Below are 16,971 nucleotides of genomic sequence, written 5' to 3' on the forward strand. Positions count from 1 at the left end.
ATGAACATGCTGTTTGAGTATAACTGGCAAGTACGTCAGGACTGGTTTGACTGGTGTCGCGAGTTACCGGAGGAAGAGCTGCTGCGTGAACGTGTCGGCGGTATGGGCAGTTTTTTGAACACGTTATTTCATATTGTAGAAGTCGAGTACAACTGGCTTACCGATGTGAAGCAGCAAGTGCATCCGTCGTATTTTAATGATACGTTTGATCAATATCGCTCGTTGGCTCAAGTGGAAGAACTATCCCAGCGCCTGCATTCACAGGTGGCGGAAGTGGTATATAACTGGAAGCCAGAGCTAGAGCATCGCGAACTGCACGATTCGGGACCAGATGGTCAGACGGAAATCCATACGTACGGTGAAGTGATGCGTCATGTGATTGCGCATGAGATTCATCATATCGGTCAATTGTCGATTTGGGCACGTATGCTGGATCGAAAGCCAGTGACTGCCAATCTCATCCGTCGTGGTCTTGGTCATACTTCGCCTGGAAACGAGCTATGATCATCTATGCTGATATAGCGGTACCCGTACCTATTCCAATATTGTGTAAAAAGTTTGCCTGACTGGTTGTACGTTTCCATCGCACATTACCATACTTGTGCAGGAGCGAAACGACAGCGGCAAACGATCAGGGAACGATCGGCTGCTGAAGGTTCCCTTTCCTTCCTGACATTGAATCATCGAAGGGTGGAAATCACAATGGCAGGATCACCGAATTTGAAATTTAACACACAGGGAAATGTACTGTTTCGCCGTAACGCTGACAATGTAGGATATGAGACGAATGTCGGTCAATTGCCGTCGCTGGAAGGTGTCGCTTCTACCGATCTGTATATGACCAAAGGTAATATTCGTGAGCCGCACTGGCATCCGAATGCAGGGGAATACGATTATGTGATCGAGGGTGAGTTGGAATTTGTTATCTTTGACCCGATCTACAAACAGCTGCAAAAGTACCATCTCAAGCCGCGTGATGTGCTGTATATCCCGCAGGGCTACTGGCACTGGATCGTACCACTGACTGAGAAAACGCATATTCTCGTTGTGTTTAACAACAATGAGCCAACCACGGTAGCAGGCTCGGACATTCTGCGCTTTACACCGAGCGAAGTGATGGAACTAGCATACAGCATGCCAGCAGATGACTATGAGCAGCTGATCTCCAATATCGACGGTACGATTGTCATCGGCCCATCCAATGAGGAAACAAATGATACGCTCAAGGTCGGTACCGACACAGACAATGACCCACAACCGCAGGACGACAAGGACAAAGGGCATAGACACAAATAAAGCAGCAATGACTTAAATAGTACTACCGTTAACCAGATCTTTCCGGTGTAGCATTGCCGGAGAGGTCTGGTTGACGTATGTGTTCATGTGCTAGCTACCTATGACCATTCAAAGAACAACAGGTTAGATCACTATCGCCCAGCCCATACCGAATTGTGCGGGTAGTGGTCTAACCTGTTGTCTCATCAACATGATTTTATCTATCCGATCCCTTATCCTATGGCATATTACATTCCACACTAAAATCCGCTCAATACCAACTCAATCAGCGCCAGTTTGAGTGCTTGCAGCGCGTCTTCCGACGGCATGCGGATATAGCGGGCAAACTGGATCATATCCGGTTCAAAAATACGCAGCAGCTTTTCCATTGCTGCCGCGTTTGGTTGCAGGGAAGCCTGCTGAATCAATTGGCAGATTGCATCTTCTGACGTAGCGTTTGTAATGCTTTCTTTTTCCATTTGCTCACCGCCTGTTGGGAAATATGATAGTGTGCTGCTACCTGCTTCTCCGTCAAATCTCGGATGAACAGAGCGGTCATCACCTGTTGTTCCATGCCTTCCGGTAGCGACTGAATCCATTGCTGTATCCAAAGACGACTGTCTGTTTCATCTGTAAATGATGGCGAATATGATACGTCGTACAATAGTGGCAGTTCTCGGTTGATACGGGTACGACTGCGGTATTGCATCCTCCAGGCAATGCGTCGGAGTTCGGCTTTGTATTTCTCATATGTGGGGCTAGATATGGATAAAGACATGAGGCATCTCCTTTCAGATCATAGAATGGATGAAGCAGTGAACGTTCAAACATAATGGTAATCAAATAAGGAAAAATACAACTTTATAAATAAAAATTTACATATAATTAAAACGAAATAGTGTCGGAACCGAAAATAAAAACAAACACTTCGATTGAGATGAATGTACGCGAAAAACACAACTTTCGCCGCAGAGATGCGTACAAGGATATAGCTGATTGACCGGCATGAGAAATAGAAGCATGACCGCCGTCCCATATCTCTCATCAAAGAAATGGCATCTTACGGCATAGTCTTGCTTCTGCAAAGGTACGACCTCTATAATAGAAACTGCTGTATTCATCGGCGTACGGGCATGGAAACATTGCTACATTGAACTGGGAGGACATCATGGATATGAAATCTAGAACAAAACGCCCCGGTCTGGCGTTTGCAACCAAATGGGTAGTGGCAGCGGCATTGACCGTATCGGTAGGGGCTGCACCACATGTGGCACCACAGGTACAGGCGGCAGCTAGCGAGAAACCGGCGGTTATTACCATCGGCGGCAAAACCATCGACTGGTCGACAGCACCCTTTGTCATGAACGGAACGACAATGGTTCCGCTGCGCGAAGCGGCAAAAGAACTAGGAGCACAGGCAACATGGGACGCATCGACCCATTCGGTCGTTATGTACAACAACGGGGACACCATCGTGCATACACCGAATACTTCCAAAATTACACTGGACGGATATTCGCTCGACATGCCAGAAGTATCGCGTAATGTATACGGTACAATGATGGTACCAGCACGCTTTTTAGCAGACGCATTCAAGGCGAAGCTGACGCTCAATTCCACACCGGAACTGGCTACGATTGACCTGACGCCGGATCAAGAAACGGTAATGTCAAATTCGATCAAAAGCGTAGACACCTATTTGCAAAATCAGAACTATTCGGGTCTGGCATTAGTAGAATACAAAGGGAAAGTTGTACTGAAAAAAGGCTACGGTCTGTCCGGCGTGAACAAAACGACAAGCCCAGACGGTATTTCTCGTATCGCTTCTCTTAGCAAATCGTTTACCGCTTCGTCGGTGATGAAGCTGATTGAAGAGGGCAAGATCAGTCTCGACGATAAACTGACCAAATATATTCCAGACTTCCCGCGCGGCGATGAGATTACCGTGCATATGCTGTTGTCCCACACCGCAGGCTTCAATTCCAACTTTACCCGCGGCGAAGGCACCACATTGGAAGACACTGTGACTGAGATCAAAACGAAGCCGCTGCGCTTTGAACCGGGTACGACCTTTAACTACAGTAACCAAGGCTATGTATTGCTGGCATACATCGTACAGCTCGTGTCTGGCGAATCATATGGTCAATACATTCAGCAAACATTCTTGGACCCGCTGAATATGAAGGACACTGGTGAAGCTACATCTGCCACCAAAACCATTTCCGGTTTTATTGAAGACAAAAAGACTGGTGATTGGTCAACCGCAGGCTACTACTGGTCTCAATCCGGCACTGGTACATTCTATTCCAGCTTGGATGACATGATGAAGTGGTACAAATCGTTTGCCAACCACACGATCCTAAGCCAAGCCAGTATCGACAGAATGTTCACACCATACTCACAACTCAAACCATATGGCTACGCCTTCCTGATCAAAGACGTAGACGGTAAACACACCATCTATCACAACGGCAGCGGCACAGGCTACGCCACAGGATTCACCTACAACCTCGACGACGATGTTATGGTTATCCTGCTGGGCAACCACTATGGAATGGACATGGCAACCATGCTCACCCAAACCCAAACCCTAGCCAACCACGCCCTAGTCAAATAAAAAAGCACCAACCATCACCACACCAAAAACAAATGAACAACCCCAGCCAGTTTCCCAACCCTACACCACAGGGCAAAGAAACTGGCTTTTTTCACCATATAAAAATACAAACTCAACACTAACCCATCTCCCAACCTACTATATATCGCATATTTTAAATCTCTAACCCAACCGCGAAACCTCTCAACTTCCAAAACTCTCAAAAATCTCAAAACTCCCAAAACTCTACATACCACACAAACTCCCCAATCCCTTAACTCTACTCCCCCTCCCCCCAGTGGAAGTTGAAGCTCCTTCGCATGATGAGGGCAGCACGGAACGGAGGGAAGGAAATAAGGGGAAAGGACGACCTTGGAGCGCGGGAATCTTCATTCCCTCCCTAATCCGAAGATTCCCGCGCTCCACCGGAGGACGTCCCCTTATTCCTTCCCGAAGTGGTTGTTGCCCCCACACACCCCCGCCTAAGTTCCACCTCCCAATTTGACATTGCCCAAACATTCCACCATCATAATAAACCATAGCCCCACCTCACTACATACCTGCTGTCCATCCGGTAAATTTTCATCCCATAACTGCCGATGGCTACAGCCAATTTAAAGGAGGACATTCCTATCATGAACACGAACGCAATCGTCAATTACGCCCACCGTGGTGCGTCTGGGTATTGCCCGGAGAATACTATAGTGGCGTTTAAAAAAGGACTAGAACTAGGAGCGACCGGTATCGAAACCGACGTTCAGCGCACCAAAGATGGCAAATTGGTACTTATTCACGACGAAAGTGTGGAGCGCACAACAGGGCAACAAGGTCTGATCAAGGATTTGACGTATGACGAGATCAGCCGTCTGGATGCCGGTTCTTGGTTTGGTACTGAATTTGCTGGCGAACAGATTCCACTGTTGGACGAGCTGCTGCAATGGGCAGCACCGACCGGATTGATTATCAATCTAGAGCTGAAGAATAATGCAGAAGAGTATACCGGCATGGAGCAGCAGGTGATCGATGTGATACAGCAGTATGGATTATCCGACCGTATCATCATTTCCAGCTTCAATCATTATTCATTGGTGACCTGCAAGCAGTTAGCACCGGATATTCGTACCGGTATTTTGTATGGGGACAAGCTGTACAATCCGTGGGCATATGCGCAAAGTGTAGGCGCCGAAGCACTGCATCCGTATCATCTCCATCTCAACGAGCAGATCGTACATGAAGCAGCAGCCAGCGGGGTGATTAGCAATCCATTTACGATTAATGAACCAGAGCGAATGCGTGAGCTGATGGAGATGGGGGTAGCTGGAATCATTACCGATTATCCCGATCGTCTGGCAGAGTTATTGTCTTCGACGGTATCCTAATTGCTGTACGGCTTATGAAATGAGAGAGATAACGATAAATTGTGGTAACAACTATAAACTGAACAAGCGCCGCGTACGTTATATAATGTATACGGCGCTTGTTGTGTTGTCCAAAGCTGTGTTTTTGGTTATTTTGTGGTATGTTTAAAGTCTGGCTCTGTAATGGAAGAGTATGACTCGGGATGCTTCTGGAATTACCACTACCGCGCTTCGGATATACCGACTTGTTAGGTACAAAATCAAACTTTGCAAGCGTAACAGAACAAGTTAGAATAGGGAAATATCCATGAATCAGGCGCCGCAAATGGGAGACTTTGGATGAAAAAACTACGTATTGGGCGCTATCTAAAACTAAATACGATTCGGCTGCTTCGACTCAAAAAAGGCTCGCATCAGGTAGCCATTGGATTTGCGGTTGGCTTGATTCCTAGCTGGTATCCGTTGCTGGGAATCGGACCGCTGATCTCACTTGGTTTGAATCGATTGTTTAAAGGAGCACTACCAGCTGCGATCTTCGCGGCTTCGCTCGATTCCTTCGTCTGGCCGCTGACCTTTTTCCTGAATTATCATACGGGTCATCTGCTAGTTAGTCTGATCAGCAAAGCGAGCTGGCCGACCCGCATGCTGCATATTCGGATGCCGGATTGGCCAGAGGATTATATGCAGCCGCTGCACGAGTCCCACCACTGGCGGGATGCGGGGTTATACTTTGCCACGGGTGCAGCTGTGAACAGTATTGTCTTTGCCGTCATTATTTATATCATTATCAAATGGGTGATGCTTCGCTATCGTTTGCCGCTGCTGCATCTGCTACGCCGCAAAAAATGATTCTTCCTGACGCCAATCTGCACAAATACGGGTATTAGTATATACTGCTACTTCAAACCTATGAACATTACACTACACGATGACTTGTAACAAAGGAGGAACACCCGTGAACTTTGGCGCACGCATGCTCAAAACCGGCATCGCGGTTACGCTCGCTTTATATGTAAGCTCTTGGCTTAATTTAACGCCACCGGTCATTGCAGCCATTGCAGCTATTTTTGCGATGCAGCCTTCGATCTATCGCTCTTTCCGCTATTTTTTGGATCAGATTCAGACCAATACATTGGGTGCGATTTTGGCATTGCTCGGCGGAATGGTATTTTCTAACGACCCGATTGCTGTCGGTCTGATGTGTATCGTGGTTATTATGATCTGTCTTCGTCTCAATATGGGCGATACGATTGGCTTGACACTGGTTACGGTTATTTCCGTCATGGAGGTATCTGGTCAAGGACAATGGCATTTCGCGCTTAATCGATTTACGCTCAGTATTATTGGGATCGTATCGGCGTTTCTGATCAATGTGCTGATTGCTCCGCCGAAGCCACTGGAGCAATTCAAAGCGCAGATTCAGAATACATTTAGCACGATGTCCTTGCTGCTGCGTACAGCCGTATCAGATGAGATCAAGGAAGCCGTTTTTCGCGAGGAAAAGCGTGGATTGGACGGTACGATCCAGTCCCTGTCAGATAAATACAATCTGATGGAGGAGGAGCTGGGCAAGCTGAACCGCCCGTCGCTCACTACTCAGCGTCATTTGGTCGTGAATAAGCAGATGGTAACTACATTGCGCAAAGGGATGGATGTGCTGACGGCGATTGAGCAGCATTATTTCCAAGCAGAGCGAACTGCGGAGATCGACGAATATTTCGATTCTCATTTGGAAAAGCTGATCAAGTTCCATGAACACATCCTGCTCAAGTCCGATGATAAAATCAAAAATAACGGTAATGAAGCGACGGAAGTAGAGGCGGCCAATGATAAATTCTTAGATACGATGATCGAGCGGTATCAGGAAAACTTCGGCGGCGTGCTAAGATTGTCGATTGTTGCTGCCGTGATGTATGATTATGGTTATCAATTGGAGCGATTGAATCGTCTGGTTGATCATGTGAACAGCCCAAATAAAGACAAGGATCATATTCGTACAGACGCTGACAAAGATGTAAAGGATGAATTGGACAAGGAGAAAAGGTCCAAATCGACACGCAGTCAACGCAACTTCCCATCCTGGCCCTGGAAGTGACTTTCAAGGCCAGGTCATATCAAACATTACGCATTCGGTTTAAAGGAGATAGAGAGGAATGACAAGTATTCCTTATGAATTGGATCAATCCATCGGCTACAAACTAACCATTGCTTCACGTCTCGCTAGTAATCGTCTCAATCAGCAATTCCGCGATGCTGGATATCCGGTCACGTATGAACAATGGATTCTCGTATCGTATCTATGGAAAAGAGATGGACAGACGCAAAACCGTTTGGCACGGCTGTCTCGTAAAGACCAGCCTAGCGTCTCACGTCTGGTAGACAATATGATCCGGCGCGGTATGGTCACTAGGGTTCCACATCCAGATGATCGCCGTACCAACTTGATCTATCTGACCGATTATTGCCGCAGCATTCTGGATGATTTGGCTGCCAAAGCCTATCAAACCATCGAAGAGATTTTCAATGGATTTACCAGTGACGAACGCGAACAGACAATGAAACTGGTAGACCGCATCATTAAAAATATGGATTAACTTATGGCGTACCTCCCGTTACCTTTTTGTCATTCTGGTTAAAAAGAATAGAGTGATACAAATGAACAGGAGGAATATACCATGATGTCAACGGAAGAAAAGCAGCGCTGTATCGAGGCTTGTATGCAGTGTGTGGAAGCCTGTAATCATTGTTATACCTCATGTCTAGGTGAACAGCATATCGACATGATGCGGGAATGTATTCGTTTGGATCGTGAATGTGCAGATATGTGCCAATTCGCCATCAAAGCGATGAGCACCAACAGCCCCTATCTGCAACAAATTTGTGAGCTATGTGCGCAAATCTGTGAGGATTGCGCCAAGGAATGCGGCAAGCATGATCATGACCATTGTCAGCGTTGTGCACAAGCCTGTCGTCATTGTGCAGAGGCATGCCGTAGTATGGTTGCTTGATTATACCCGTTTGACCGGAAAGGCATCTCAGCAAAGACCGGATTGCAGATACTTCTGCAATTCGGTCTTTTGTTGTTGGGGGATCCGGCAGATCGATACGATCTATGACGAAACAACAAAATGAATTGTATACCGATTCCATCATCGTTTGGCATTGCACAGATGCCACAAGCGTGCCATACTGGATAGAATGGGTTAAACAATAAATAAGATCATCCTTGCAGCTGTATCTCTTGTTGCGATGATGAATAGCGTTGTTGTGCAAATGTTTTAATAATAAGGTATAGTAGAATATGATGTTGACGGTAAAGGAGATTAGTCATGATTGCAAAAACAGAGCAAGATATTGAAGGCTTAAAGAAAATTGGTAAAGTGGTCGCTACGATCCGCGACGAACTCAAACATATGGCAAAGCCCGGTGTACGTACGATCGATCTGGATCGCCGTGCAGGGGAGTTGTTTGAACAATACGGTGCAGTATCCGCACCGAAGGTTACGTATGATTTTCCAGGCTTCACATGTATCAGTATCAATGAAGAGGTAGCTCACGGCATTCCGGGAGAACGCGTTATTCAGGAAGGCGATATGGTCAATGTGGATGTGTCAGGCTCGCTAGATGGCTATTTTGCGGATACAGGTGTATCATTTGTAGTCGGCAAAGGCAATCCACAGCTGGAAGCGCTATGCGATGCGTCGATTCAAGCATTTGATGCTGCCATGAAAAAAATCAAAGCTGGCTCCAAACGGAGTAATGCTGGGAAAGCGAGCCATAATACCGCTCGTAAACTAGGCTTTACCGTGATCACGAACCTTACTGGACACGGGATCGGTAAAGGGCTTCATGAAGAACCAGAATATATTCTGAGCTATTACGATCCAACCGATAACGATCTGTGGAAAGAAGGCTCTGTCATTGCCTTTGAACCGTTCGTATCGACCAAAGCCGAAGAAGTGGACGAAGGCAACGACGGCTGGACCTTGAAAACTGCCGATGGCAGCTATGTGGCGCAATATGAGCATACGCTGATCATTACCAAAGGCGAACCAATCATTTTGACACGTTAATAACAAAAAAGCCGCATGACCGAAGAATATTCTCCGTCGTGCGGCTTTGTTATTTGCAATTTAGAAAAGAACGGCGTAAAATAAAAAATGCTCTGCAAAAATGCAGAACAGTGTGAAGTGACGCTATTATTTTTAAGATTATCATGTTGTTTATGGATTTGTCAAGAAGAATTTTGCGAATGAATACACAGGTATGCAGTTTATCATCATTCCTCTATGCAATGAATCCCGATATAGCTAAGGATACGATAACCACACAACAAGCAGACGGCATGATGCCGATTTGTAGATCATAAAGCAAAGGGGCTGGCAGCATGGCAATAGAAGATCAGGACTGGAAGATGGAGCAGCAGCGTGTCGATGATGTGACTGCCAAGATCAACAGCAAAATGGCTGTATTGGAACAGGAGGTAGGCGAGAGCCGTGGCGATGTGGTCGGAATGCGGAAAGACTTCTGGGACGAAGTATCGATCAACTTCAGCGAGCAGGACGATGTCGGCGAGACGTCGACCAGCTTGCGTCAACAATCGCAGGTACTATCCGAGCTAGAGCTGAGTCACCGCCGTTCCAGTTTGACGCTGGACAAGCTGCGCCGACTGTCTGGTTCTCCCTATTTTGGACGGATTGATTTTCAGGAAAAAGGAAGCGAGCAGATCGATCAGATCTATCTGGGCATTGGTTCCTTTTTGAATGATAACGAGGAGGATTTTCTAATCTACGATTGGCGGGCGCCAGTATCCAGTTTGTATTATGATGGTGCGCCTGGCAAGGCTTCTTACCGTACACCGGTGGGCATGATTGAAGGCAAGATGGAGCTGAAGCGCCAGTTTGTGATTCGGGATGCGGATATTAAAGTATTGTTCGATACCGGTGTGACCATCGGTGATGAACTGCTACAGCAGGTGCTGAGCCATAGTGCCGACAATCAGATGAAAAACATCGTCGCTACGATCCAAAAGGAACAGAATAGCGTGATTCGTAACGATAAAAGTCGTATGCTGATCGTACAGGGAGCCGCAGGTAGTGGCAAAACATCTGCTGCGCTGCAACGGGTTGCATACCTGCTGTATCGGTATCGCGAAGTGCTGCGTGCGGATCAGATGGTGCTCTTTTCACCGAACTCGATGTTTAACAGCTATGTCGCAACCGTTCTGCCGGAGCTGGGCGAAGAGAATATGCTGCAAACGACCTTCCAATCGTATTTGGAAGTCCGAATCGGGCGCGAATTTGATCTGGAAGATGTGTTTTCACAAATGGAATATTTACTCGCTTGGTCGGACGATGATGGGCATCCAGCGCGTGTCCAAGGGATTCGCTACAAATCGTCGCTGGATTATTTCCATGCGATTCGCCGGTATGCAGAGCAATTGCTGCATAAGGGGATGAAATTCCGTCCGGTTCGTTTTCAGGGGCGGGAGATTGTATCGTCGCAGCAAATGCTAGATAAATTTTATAGCTATGATCCGGCAGTGAAGCTGGGGAATCGTATTGAAGATATGCGCGATTGGCTGCTGAAGCAGGTGAACGATTTTGGTCGTAACGAGCGCAAGGAGCCTTGGGTCGAGGAGCAGATTCAGATGCTCACGACGGATGATTATCATCGCGCGTATACGATGATGCGGCGCAAGCAAAAGAATAAATCGATTTCGTTTGACGATTTCCAGCTGCAATCGGAGATGGCGGCGCGTATGGTCGTCAACAACTGGTTGAAACCACTACGGAAATGGACCAAGCGACTGCGTTTTATCGATTTAGCAGGCTTGTACCGTGCCTTGTTTGAGGATGAGCAGCTGATTACTAGCTTAAATCATGATGAAATGCCAGAAGGCTGGTATGAGTTTGCTCCACAAACCGTCAATCGGATGCGTCAGGGTGAATTGGGATATGAGGATGCGACACCATATTTGTATCTAAAAGAGCATTTGCAAGGTTTCCGTTCCAATACGGCGATCAAACATGTCATCGTCGATGAGGTACAGGATTACTCACCATTCCAATTGGAGTTTATGAAGCGATTATTCCCGCGTGCACGCATGACAGCATTGGGCGATCTGAATCAAGCGATCTACAGCCACAACTCGGTATTTGACGAGGAGGAGCCGCTGCTGGAGCTGTATGGCAAGGATCAGACGGAATTGATTCGATTGACGCGCAGCTATCGCTCGACGTACGAGATTGTTGATTTTACCCGTTCCATGATTCCGGGTGGGGAGCATATCGTACCGTTCAACCGTCGCGGCGACAAGCCGATTGTGAATCTGTATGAGGATCGCGATGATATGCACCAAGAGATTGTGCGCAATATTCACGAATTGCAGCAGCAGGGCTATCAATATACCGCGATTATTTGTAAAACAGAGAGCGAATGTGCCGAAGCCTATGAAGCGCTGAGAGGGCAGATTACGATGCGCAAAATGACCAAGAATACGCCGGTATTTGAAAAAGGAACGATTATCATTCCTGCGTATTTGGCAAAAGGCGTAGAGTTTGACGCGGTGATTCTGTACAATGCGTCTGCGGATCAGTATCATCGTGAGGCAGAGCGCAAGCTGTTTTATACCGCTTGTACACGGGCAATGCACTTGCTGTATGCTTATTCGGTGGGCGAGGTCACACCGTTTATTCAACAGGTGAATCAGGAGCTGTATGAGCGTCACGATTATCGGGGATAACTGCACGATAGCGTGTGGCTTGATACCTTATGGACTGATCTAAACATCGACCTAGAAACCAACCTATACACCAATCTACACATTCATCTATCTACTTCATAACAGAGCTTTTTACGGAATCATGTAAAAAGCTCTGTTTTCTACATAAAGGAGAGAAGTATCATGAACCGCAGACAACGTAGCAAGATTATTCCCAGTGAATGGATCATTATTCGTCGTATGGACGAGCAACTATCTATCGACGAGCAACCACCTACCTATGAATTATGGGCATTTGATTGGAAACGTGGTGCGCGTATGAATTGGGAAGGATGGAATAAGCGGGAAGAACTGCTTGCCTCCCATGTACCAGTACGCCGCAAAATAGGCGGCATGGCCATACAATCCATCCCTGTAGCCAAGCTGGCGAAACAGGCACAATGGCTAAGTTTGAATGAACAGCAATATGAGCAAATGCAGCAATTCCTATACCAATCGGTTACATACCGCGAATGGAAAAAGTGGAAGCAGACGTTATACTCTCCGCTATAATTGGGCGAAGTCATACACTTTCACGATCATGTCGAGCAGTGCGTTATCAACTCCATATCAGATCTGCATCAAATCTACATCAAATCCGTGTCAGATCATCCGTACATCTGCCAATAGCTCCGTTGTCGTTGCGCGATTGGAATACATACCATGTAGCTCTTTGCGATAACGCGACGGCGTACAACCATGATGCTGCTTGAATACTGAGATAAAATAGCTCAAACTATCAAATCCAACCTCCAGCGAAATATCCACAATTTTGCGATCACTGTTTTCCAGCCAGCGACATGCTTGCTGGGTACGGTAGCGGTTAATGTAATCAATGGGACTTTTCTGCGTTAGACTTTTGAAAAAGCGACAGAAATGTCCTTCACTCATGCTGACGATATCCGCCAGTTCACGTAGACGCAGTGGTTGCTGGTAGTGGGTATGAATATGACTGAGCACCAGTTTCAATCGTTCCATCCGGTCGCTTACGGCAGGCTGCTGTTCCAATGGATGATCCATATGCTCATACATCAATCCGATGATCAAATACAGGTACGCTTTGGTCGTCAATTCATATGCAACAGGACGTTGTAGATTCACCTGTACCACCTGCTCCAACAACTCCAACATCCGTTGTTGCCATGAGGATTGCGGATCAAGATGCAGAGGGGCATGAACTTGGCGTGCCATGAGAGGGTCAAGATAATTGCCCTGCACATGATCGTAGGAAGCGCTATCGAGTAATGACATGCCAAATACGATCGCACAATAGCTGCACATCTCACCCTCTACACGAAACGCGGTATGAATCTCGCCGCTGTTAACGAAGATCGCTTCCCCAGCCTTTACCTCACAATTCACACCGCCTACCTGAAATAACGCGCGCCCTTCGGTCACTAGGATAAACTCCGGCTCCTCATGCCAGTGACATTCCAAAATTACCTCATCACGTAGATCATTCATCTCATATATGCTGACTGGATACATCGTACTGCCATGAATCCGATTCTCACGCAGTGTATCGCGCATCCGTTCTAGACTCTGCATGTTCATTCCTCCTATATATCAAAATCACGATACTTTTCATCAAAATAAAAGAAGAAAAGCGCTTTCTTAATCAATATCATTATACACAGAGATAAAGCTTTAAGCCAAATGACAATTACGATACTGGATGTTTCCAGCTGAAAGGAAGAAAAGTATGAAATTTACCGATGGCTACTGGATGACACGCGAAGGCTATAGCATGCAGCATCCGACCGATATTCGAGATATTGTACGCAAAGGCGACGAGGTTACACTATATGCGGCAACAAAACGCATTCAGCACAAGGGTGATACATTGAACGGCGCCCTGCTCAAAGCGACGATCAGCTCCCCGCTACCAGATGTTATCAAAATTACGCTGAACCATCATAAGGGTGGTCTGACCCAATATCCGCAATTCGAACTCGCACAGGCGGACACAAATATTGTGATCGAGGATAACGACAATGAACTGACGTTTACGAGCGGTAACCTAAAAGCATCGGTGCAGAAAAATACAGGCTGGAATATCAGCTTTGACTATGGCGACCGTCACCTGACTGGCAGCGTACATAGAGGACCCGGCTATATTAACGGACCCGAAAAAAGTGTCTATTTCCGTGAGCAATTACAGCTTGGCGTAGGCGAGTACATTTACGGATTGGGCGAACGCTTTACACCGTTTGTAAAAAACGGTCAAACCGTGGACATTTGGAACGAGGATGGCGGTACGAGCAGTGAGCAGGCATACAAAAATATCCCGTTCTACTTGTCCAGTCAGGGCTACGGTGTATTCGTCAATCACCCGGAACGAGTATCGTATGAGATCGCTTCTGAAAATGTATCCAAAGTGCAATTCAGTGTAGAAGGCGAGACACTGGAATACTTTATTATCGGTGGTAACAATCCGAAGGAAGTGCTGAACAACTACACCGCGCTGACTGGCAAACCAGCATTGCCACCAGCATGGACATTTGGTCTGTGGCTGACCACATCATTTACGACCGATTATGACGAAGAAACGGTCAATCATTTTGTCGATGGCATGGCAGAACGTGATTTGCCATTATCGGTATTCCATTTTGACTGCTTCTGGATGAGAGAATACCAGTGGTCGGATTTTAAATGGGATGAGCGCATGTTCCCTGATCCAGAAGGTATGCTCAAGCGCCTCAAGGATAAAGGGCTGAAAATCTGCGCTTGGATCAATCCGTATATCGCTGAGAAATCCTATTTGTTCGACGAAGGCATGGAAAATGGCTATCTGGTGAAACGTCCTGACGGCAGCGTATGGCAGTGGGATATGTGGCAGGCAGGTATGGGGCTAGTGGATTTTACCAATCCATCCGCAGTGAAATGGTATCAAGATAAGCTCAAGGTACTAATCGATCAAGGCGTCGATTCTTTTAAAACCGACTTTGGCGAGCGCATTCCAACCGATGTCGTATACTTCGATGGCTCCGATCCGGTGAAAATGCACAATTATTACACGTTCCTGTATAACAAAGCCGTATTCGAGCTGCTGGAAGACAATCTAGGCAAAAACGAAGCAGCACTATTTGCTCGCTCCGCTACTGTTGGTGGTCAGCAATTCCCCGTTCACTGGGGCGGCGATTGCTCGTCTACCTTTGAATCCATGGCAGAATCACTACGCGGTGGATTGTCGCTGGGCGTCTCCGGCTTTGGTTTCTGGAGTCATGACATCTCTGGCTTTGAAATGACAGCCGCGCCAGCCGTATACAAACGCTGGGTTCAATTCGGCATGCTGTCCTCGCATAGTCGTCTACATGGCAATGAATCGTATCGCGTACCGTGGCTGTTCGACGAAGAATCCGTAGACGTGGTACGGAAGTTTACCAAGCTCAAATGTAGCCTGATGCCATACCTGTTCGAAGCAGCCGTTACCGCAACCGAACAAGGCACACCGATGATGCGACCACTCGTACTGGACTTTTACAACGATCCAACTACGCATACACTGGATCGCCAGTACATGTTCGGCGATTCCTTGCTGGTCGCTCCTATCTTTAATGAGCAGGGCGAAGTGACCTACTATGTACCAGAGGGACAATGGTTCAACCTGCTAACGAACGAAAACGTGCAGGGCGGTCGCTGGTATCGTCAAACGTTTGACTACATGACATTGCCATTGCTCGTTAAACCAAACAGCATCATCGCCTTTGGTAACCAAGACAGCAAACCAGATTACGACTACACCGACGGTGTTCAATTCCACCTGTTCAACTTGGAAGAAGGCGCCACCGTATCCACCCGAATCGTCAACCAAAACGGACAACCGTCCGCCACCATAACTGCAACACGCACCAATGACACCATCGAGATCCAAACCGAAGGCACCCTAACCAACTGGACAGCTACCCTACGTGGCATCACCACCGCCACATCTGTAGAAGGCGCAACCCATGAGTCCAACGAACAAGGTACCCTAATCACCCCAACCACCAACACCATCCGCATCACCCTGTAACACCCATCCAAGCTCAACAAAAAGAACCCTTACGCCCCTAGCGCAAGGGTTCTTTTCCTTATCCATCCACATCGTCCCATACCTTTCCCAAACGACTACAATCTATCTCATCCAATTCGTATAAACTCAGCCATAAAATAAAGACAGTAAATAGAGGGTATTACAAATAGAAATAGAGAAGTAAGGAGCAATAAACAAAGTAAATAGAGCAAATCCTACTATCTCCCCACCTTGAGGGTGTAAGCTCTACTGTAAAGGGGCGGGAATCTTCATTCTTTGCTAATCCCCAAGATTCCCGCGGCTCCACCGGAGTCCGTTCCCTTATTCCTCCCTGGAGTGAATGTTGCCCATATCGAACATGTAGGCTCATACCACCATTCTATGTTAAAAGTTGCATTCCCTCGCCCAAAGCCGTAATATAATATCATTATAAAAACGCTACCATTTCCATTTCATTTACAAGGAGGAACACCATGAAGCTGTATCGTATTCAATCCATTCGCACCAACAATTTCAAAGATCCCGAAATGCTAGACAAAATCCAACATGTCTGGCAAGAAGCCTATCAGCAACAGAACAACGCTAGCACCCTATATGGCGTCTATTACGATTACGAAAGTAATTACAAAGGTGATTATTCCCTAAGCACTGCTGTAGCTGATAACGAAATATCTTCGGAAATTCTGGATATTCCCGAAGATGCTCCATACCGCATTTTTCAAATCGACGGAACCGATAAGCAAAAGGTGTTGCAGCAATGGAAGCAAATTTGGCAGCTTGAAGAAAGCGGAGAACTGATTCGCGCATATACGGTTGATTATGAGAAATACGAACCGGACGGCACCGTAAGTATACATATTGCCGTAGCCCCGGATCATAACAGCGAAGCCGCTGAGCAATAACAACAATAGTGACCATATCTGGTCGTATAATGATAATGAGCTACGCTATCCTGCTAAAACAG

The 16,971-nt window shown here is 46.8% G+C and carries 16 protein-coding genes; 13 read left to right on the forward strand and 3 right to left on the reverse strand.

What is annotated here, in order from left to right:
• A complete protein-coding gene (locus ABXR35_RS04585; protein ID WP_367056068.1) occupies positions 1-504 on the forward strand; it encodes a DinB family protein in 504 nt (167 codons plus the stop codon).
• A 198-nt stretch (positions 505-702) separates the two neighbouring features.
• Positions 703-1,296, forward strand: a complete 594-nt coding sequence (locus tag ABXR35_RS04590) for a cupin domain-containing protein (protein WP_367056071.1) — start codon at positions 703-705, stop codon at positions 1,294-1,296.
• A gap of 239 nt (positions 1,297-1,535) precedes the next feature.
• Here the strand turns inward: ABXR35_RS04590 and ABXR35_RS04595 are convergent, their stop codons facing one another.
• Positions 1,536-1,754, reverse strand: coding sequence for a hypothetical protein (locus ABXR35_RS04595; protein ID WP_367056074.1), 219 nt, complete (start codon positions 1,752-1,754; stop codon positions 1,536-1,538).
• Positions 1,700-2,053, reverse strand: a complete 354-nt coding sequence (locus ABXR35_RS04600) for a sigma-70 family RNA polymerase sigma factor (protein ID WP_367056077.1) — start codon at positions 2,051-2,053, stop codon at positions 1,700-1,702. The genes ABXR35_RS04595 and ABXR35_RS04600 overlap by 55 nt, the downstream gene beginning before the upstream one ends.
• 396 nt (positions 2,054-2,449) lie before the next feature.
• On the opposite strand from ABXR35_RS04600, the gene ABXR35_RS04605 reads away from it, so the two are divergent.
• The 9 genes from ABXR35_RS04605 (at position 2,450) to ABXR35_RS04645 (ending at position 12,505) form a co-directional block, all read left to right on the forward strand.
• The gene (locus ABXR35_RS04605) at positions 2,450-3,892 is read left to right on the forward strand and encodes a serine hydrolase domain-containing protein (protein WP_367056080.1); all 1,443 of its coding nucleotides are present in this window, start codon (positions 2,450-2,452) and stop codon (positions 3,890-3,892) included.
• Positions 3,893-4,506: 614 nt separating this feature from the next.
• Positions 4,507-5,250, forward strand: coding sequence for a glycerophosphodiester phosphodiesterase (locus ABXR35_RS04610; protein ID WP_367056082.1), 744 nt, complete (start codon positions 4,507-4,509; stop codon positions 5,248-5,250).
• Between the two features lie 318 nt (positions 5,251-5,568).
• Complete coding sequence (locus tag ABXR35_RS04615) at positions 5,569-6,078, forward strand: DUF2062 domain-containing protein (protein WP_367056085.1); 510 nt, start codon at positions 5,569-5,571, stop codon at positions 6,076-6,078.
• Positions 6,079-6,184: 106 nt separating this feature from the next.
• A complete protein-coding gene (locus ABXR35_RS04620; RefSeq protein ID WP_367056088.1) occupies positions 6,185-7,324 on the forward strand; it encodes an FUSC family protein in 1,140 nt (379 codons plus the stop codon).
• Positions 7,325-7,382: 58 nt separating this feature from the next.
• The gene (locus tag ABXR35_RS04625) at positions 7,383-7,823 is read left to right on the forward strand and encodes a MarR family winged helix-turn-helix transcriptional regulator (protein WP_367056091.1); all 441 of its coding nucleotides are present in this window, start codon (positions 7,383-7,385) and stop codon (positions 7,821-7,823) included.
• 84 nt (positions 7,824-7,907) lie between these two features.
• Entirely contained in the window at positions 7,908-8,237 is a 330-nt protein-coding gene (locus tag ABXR35_RS04630) for a four-helix bundle copper-binding protein (RefSeq protein ID WP_367061175.1), read from the forward strand.
• A gap of 321 nt (positions 8,238-8,558) precedes the next feature.
• Positions 8,559-9,302, forward strand: a complete 744-nt coding sequence (gene map, locus ABXR35_RS04635; RefSeq protein ID WP_367056094.1) for a type I methionyl aminopeptidase — start codon at positions 8,559-8,561, stop codon at positions 9,300-9,302.
• Between the two features lie 314 nt (positions 9,303-9,616).
• Positions 9,617-11,974: an RNA polymerase recycling motor HelD gene (helD, locus tag ABXR35_RS04640; protein WP_367056097.1), complete on the forward strand. Its 2,358-nt coding sequence runs from the start codon at positions 9,617-9,619 to the stop codon at positions 11,972-11,974.
• 162 nt (positions 11,975-12,136) lie between these two features.
• Positions 12,137-12,505: a hypothetical protein gene (locus tag ABXR35_RS04645; protein ID WP_367056100.1), complete on the forward strand. Its 369-nt coding sequence runs from the start codon at positions 12,137-12,139 to the stop codon at positions 12,503-12,505.
• Between the two features lie 90 nt (positions 12,506-12,595).
• On the opposite strand, the gene ABXR35_RS04650 is transcribed toward ABXR35_RS04645, so the two are convergent.
• Complete coding sequence (locus tag ABXR35_RS04650; RefSeq protein ID WP_367056103.1) at positions 12,596-13,540, reverse strand: AraC family transcriptional regulator; 945 nt, start codon at positions 13,538-13,540, stop codon at positions 12,596-12,598.
• A gap of 154 nt (positions 13,541-13,694) precedes the next feature.
• Between ABXR35_RS04650 and yicI the strand changes: the two genes are divergently transcribed.
• Both yicI and ABXR35_RS04660 read left to right on the forward strand, forming a co-directional pair.
• Entirely contained in the window at positions 13,695-16,007 is a 2,313-nt protein-coding gene (yicI, locus tag ABXR35_RS04655; protein WP_367056106.1) for an alpha-xylosidase, read from the forward strand.
• Positions 16,008-16,480: 473 nt separating this feature from the next.
• Positions 16,481-16,909 carry a GyrI-like domain-containing protein gene (locus ABXR35_RS04660; protein ID WP_367056109.1) on the forward strand — a complete coding sequence of 143 codons (429 nt, stop codon included), beginning with the start codon at positions 16,481-16,483 and terminating at the stop codon, positions 16,907-16,909.
• Positions 16,910-16,971: the final 62 nt, after the last annotated feature.

Origin of the sequence: Paenibacillus sp. JQZ6Y-1 (assembly GCF_040719145.1) — a bacterium.
In the GTDB taxonomy this organism is placed as follows: Bacteria; Bacillota; Bacilli; order Paenibacillales; family Paenibacillaceae; genus Saccharibacillus; species Saccharibacillus kandeliae.

Coding starts and splice junctions, on each gene's coding strand:
- ABXR35_RS04585 (WP_367056068.1), top strand. CDS start 1: ATGAACATGCTGTTTGAGTATAACTGGCAAGTACGTCAGGACTGGTTT.
- ABXR35_RS04590 (WP_367056071.1), top strand. CDS start 703: ATGGCAGGATCACCGAATTTGAAATTTAACACACAGGGAAATGTACTG.
- ABXR35_RS04595 (WP_367056074.1), bottom strand. CDS start 1,754: ATGGAAAAAGAAAGCATTACAAACGCTACGTCAGAAGATGCAATCTGC.
- ABXR35_RS04600 (WP_367056077.1), bottom strand. CDS start 2,053: ATGTCTTTATCCATATCTAGCCCCACATATGAGAAATACAAAGCCGAA.
- ABXR35_RS04605 (WP_367056080.1), top strand. CDS start 2,450: ATGAAATCTAGAACAAAACGCCCCGGTCTGGCGTTTGCAACCAAATGG.
- ABXR35_RS04610 (WP_367056082.1), top strand. CDS start 4,507: ATGAACACGAACGCAATCGTCAATTACGCCCACCGTGGTGCGTCTGGG.
- ABXR35_RS04615 (WP_367056085.1), top strand. CDS start 5,569: ATGAAAAAACTACGTATTGGGCGCTATCTAAAACTAAATACGATTCGG.
- ABXR35_RS04625 (WP_367056091.1), top strand. CDS start 7,383: ATGACAAGTATTCCTTATGAATTGGATCAATCCATCGGCTACAAACTA.
- ABXR35_RS04630 (WP_367061175.1), top strand. CDS start 7,908: ATGTCAACGGAAGAAAAGCAGCGCTGTATCGAGGCTTGTATGCAGTGT.
- map (WP_367056094.1), top strand. CDS start 8,559: ATGATTGCAAAAACAGAGCAAGATATTGAAGGCTTAAAGAAAATTGGT.
- helD (WP_367056097.1), top strand. CDS start 9,617: ATGGCAATAGAAGATCAGGACTGGAAGATGGAGCAGCAGCGTGTCGAT.
- ABXR35_RS04645 (WP_367056100.1), top strand. CDS start 12,137: ATGAACCGCAGACAACGTAGCAAGATTATTCCCAGTGAATGGATCATT.
- ABXR35_RS04650 (WP_367056103.1), bottom strand. CDS start 13,540: ATGCAGAGTCTAGAACGGATGCGCGATACACTGCGTGAGAATCGGATT.
- yicI (WP_367056106.1), top strand. CDS start 13,695: ATGAAATTTACCGATGGCTACTGGATGACACGCGAAGGCTATAGCATG.
- ABXR35_RS04660 (WP_367056109.1), top strand. CDS start 16,481: ATGAAGCTGTATCGTATTCAATCCATTCGCACCAACAATTTCAAAGAT.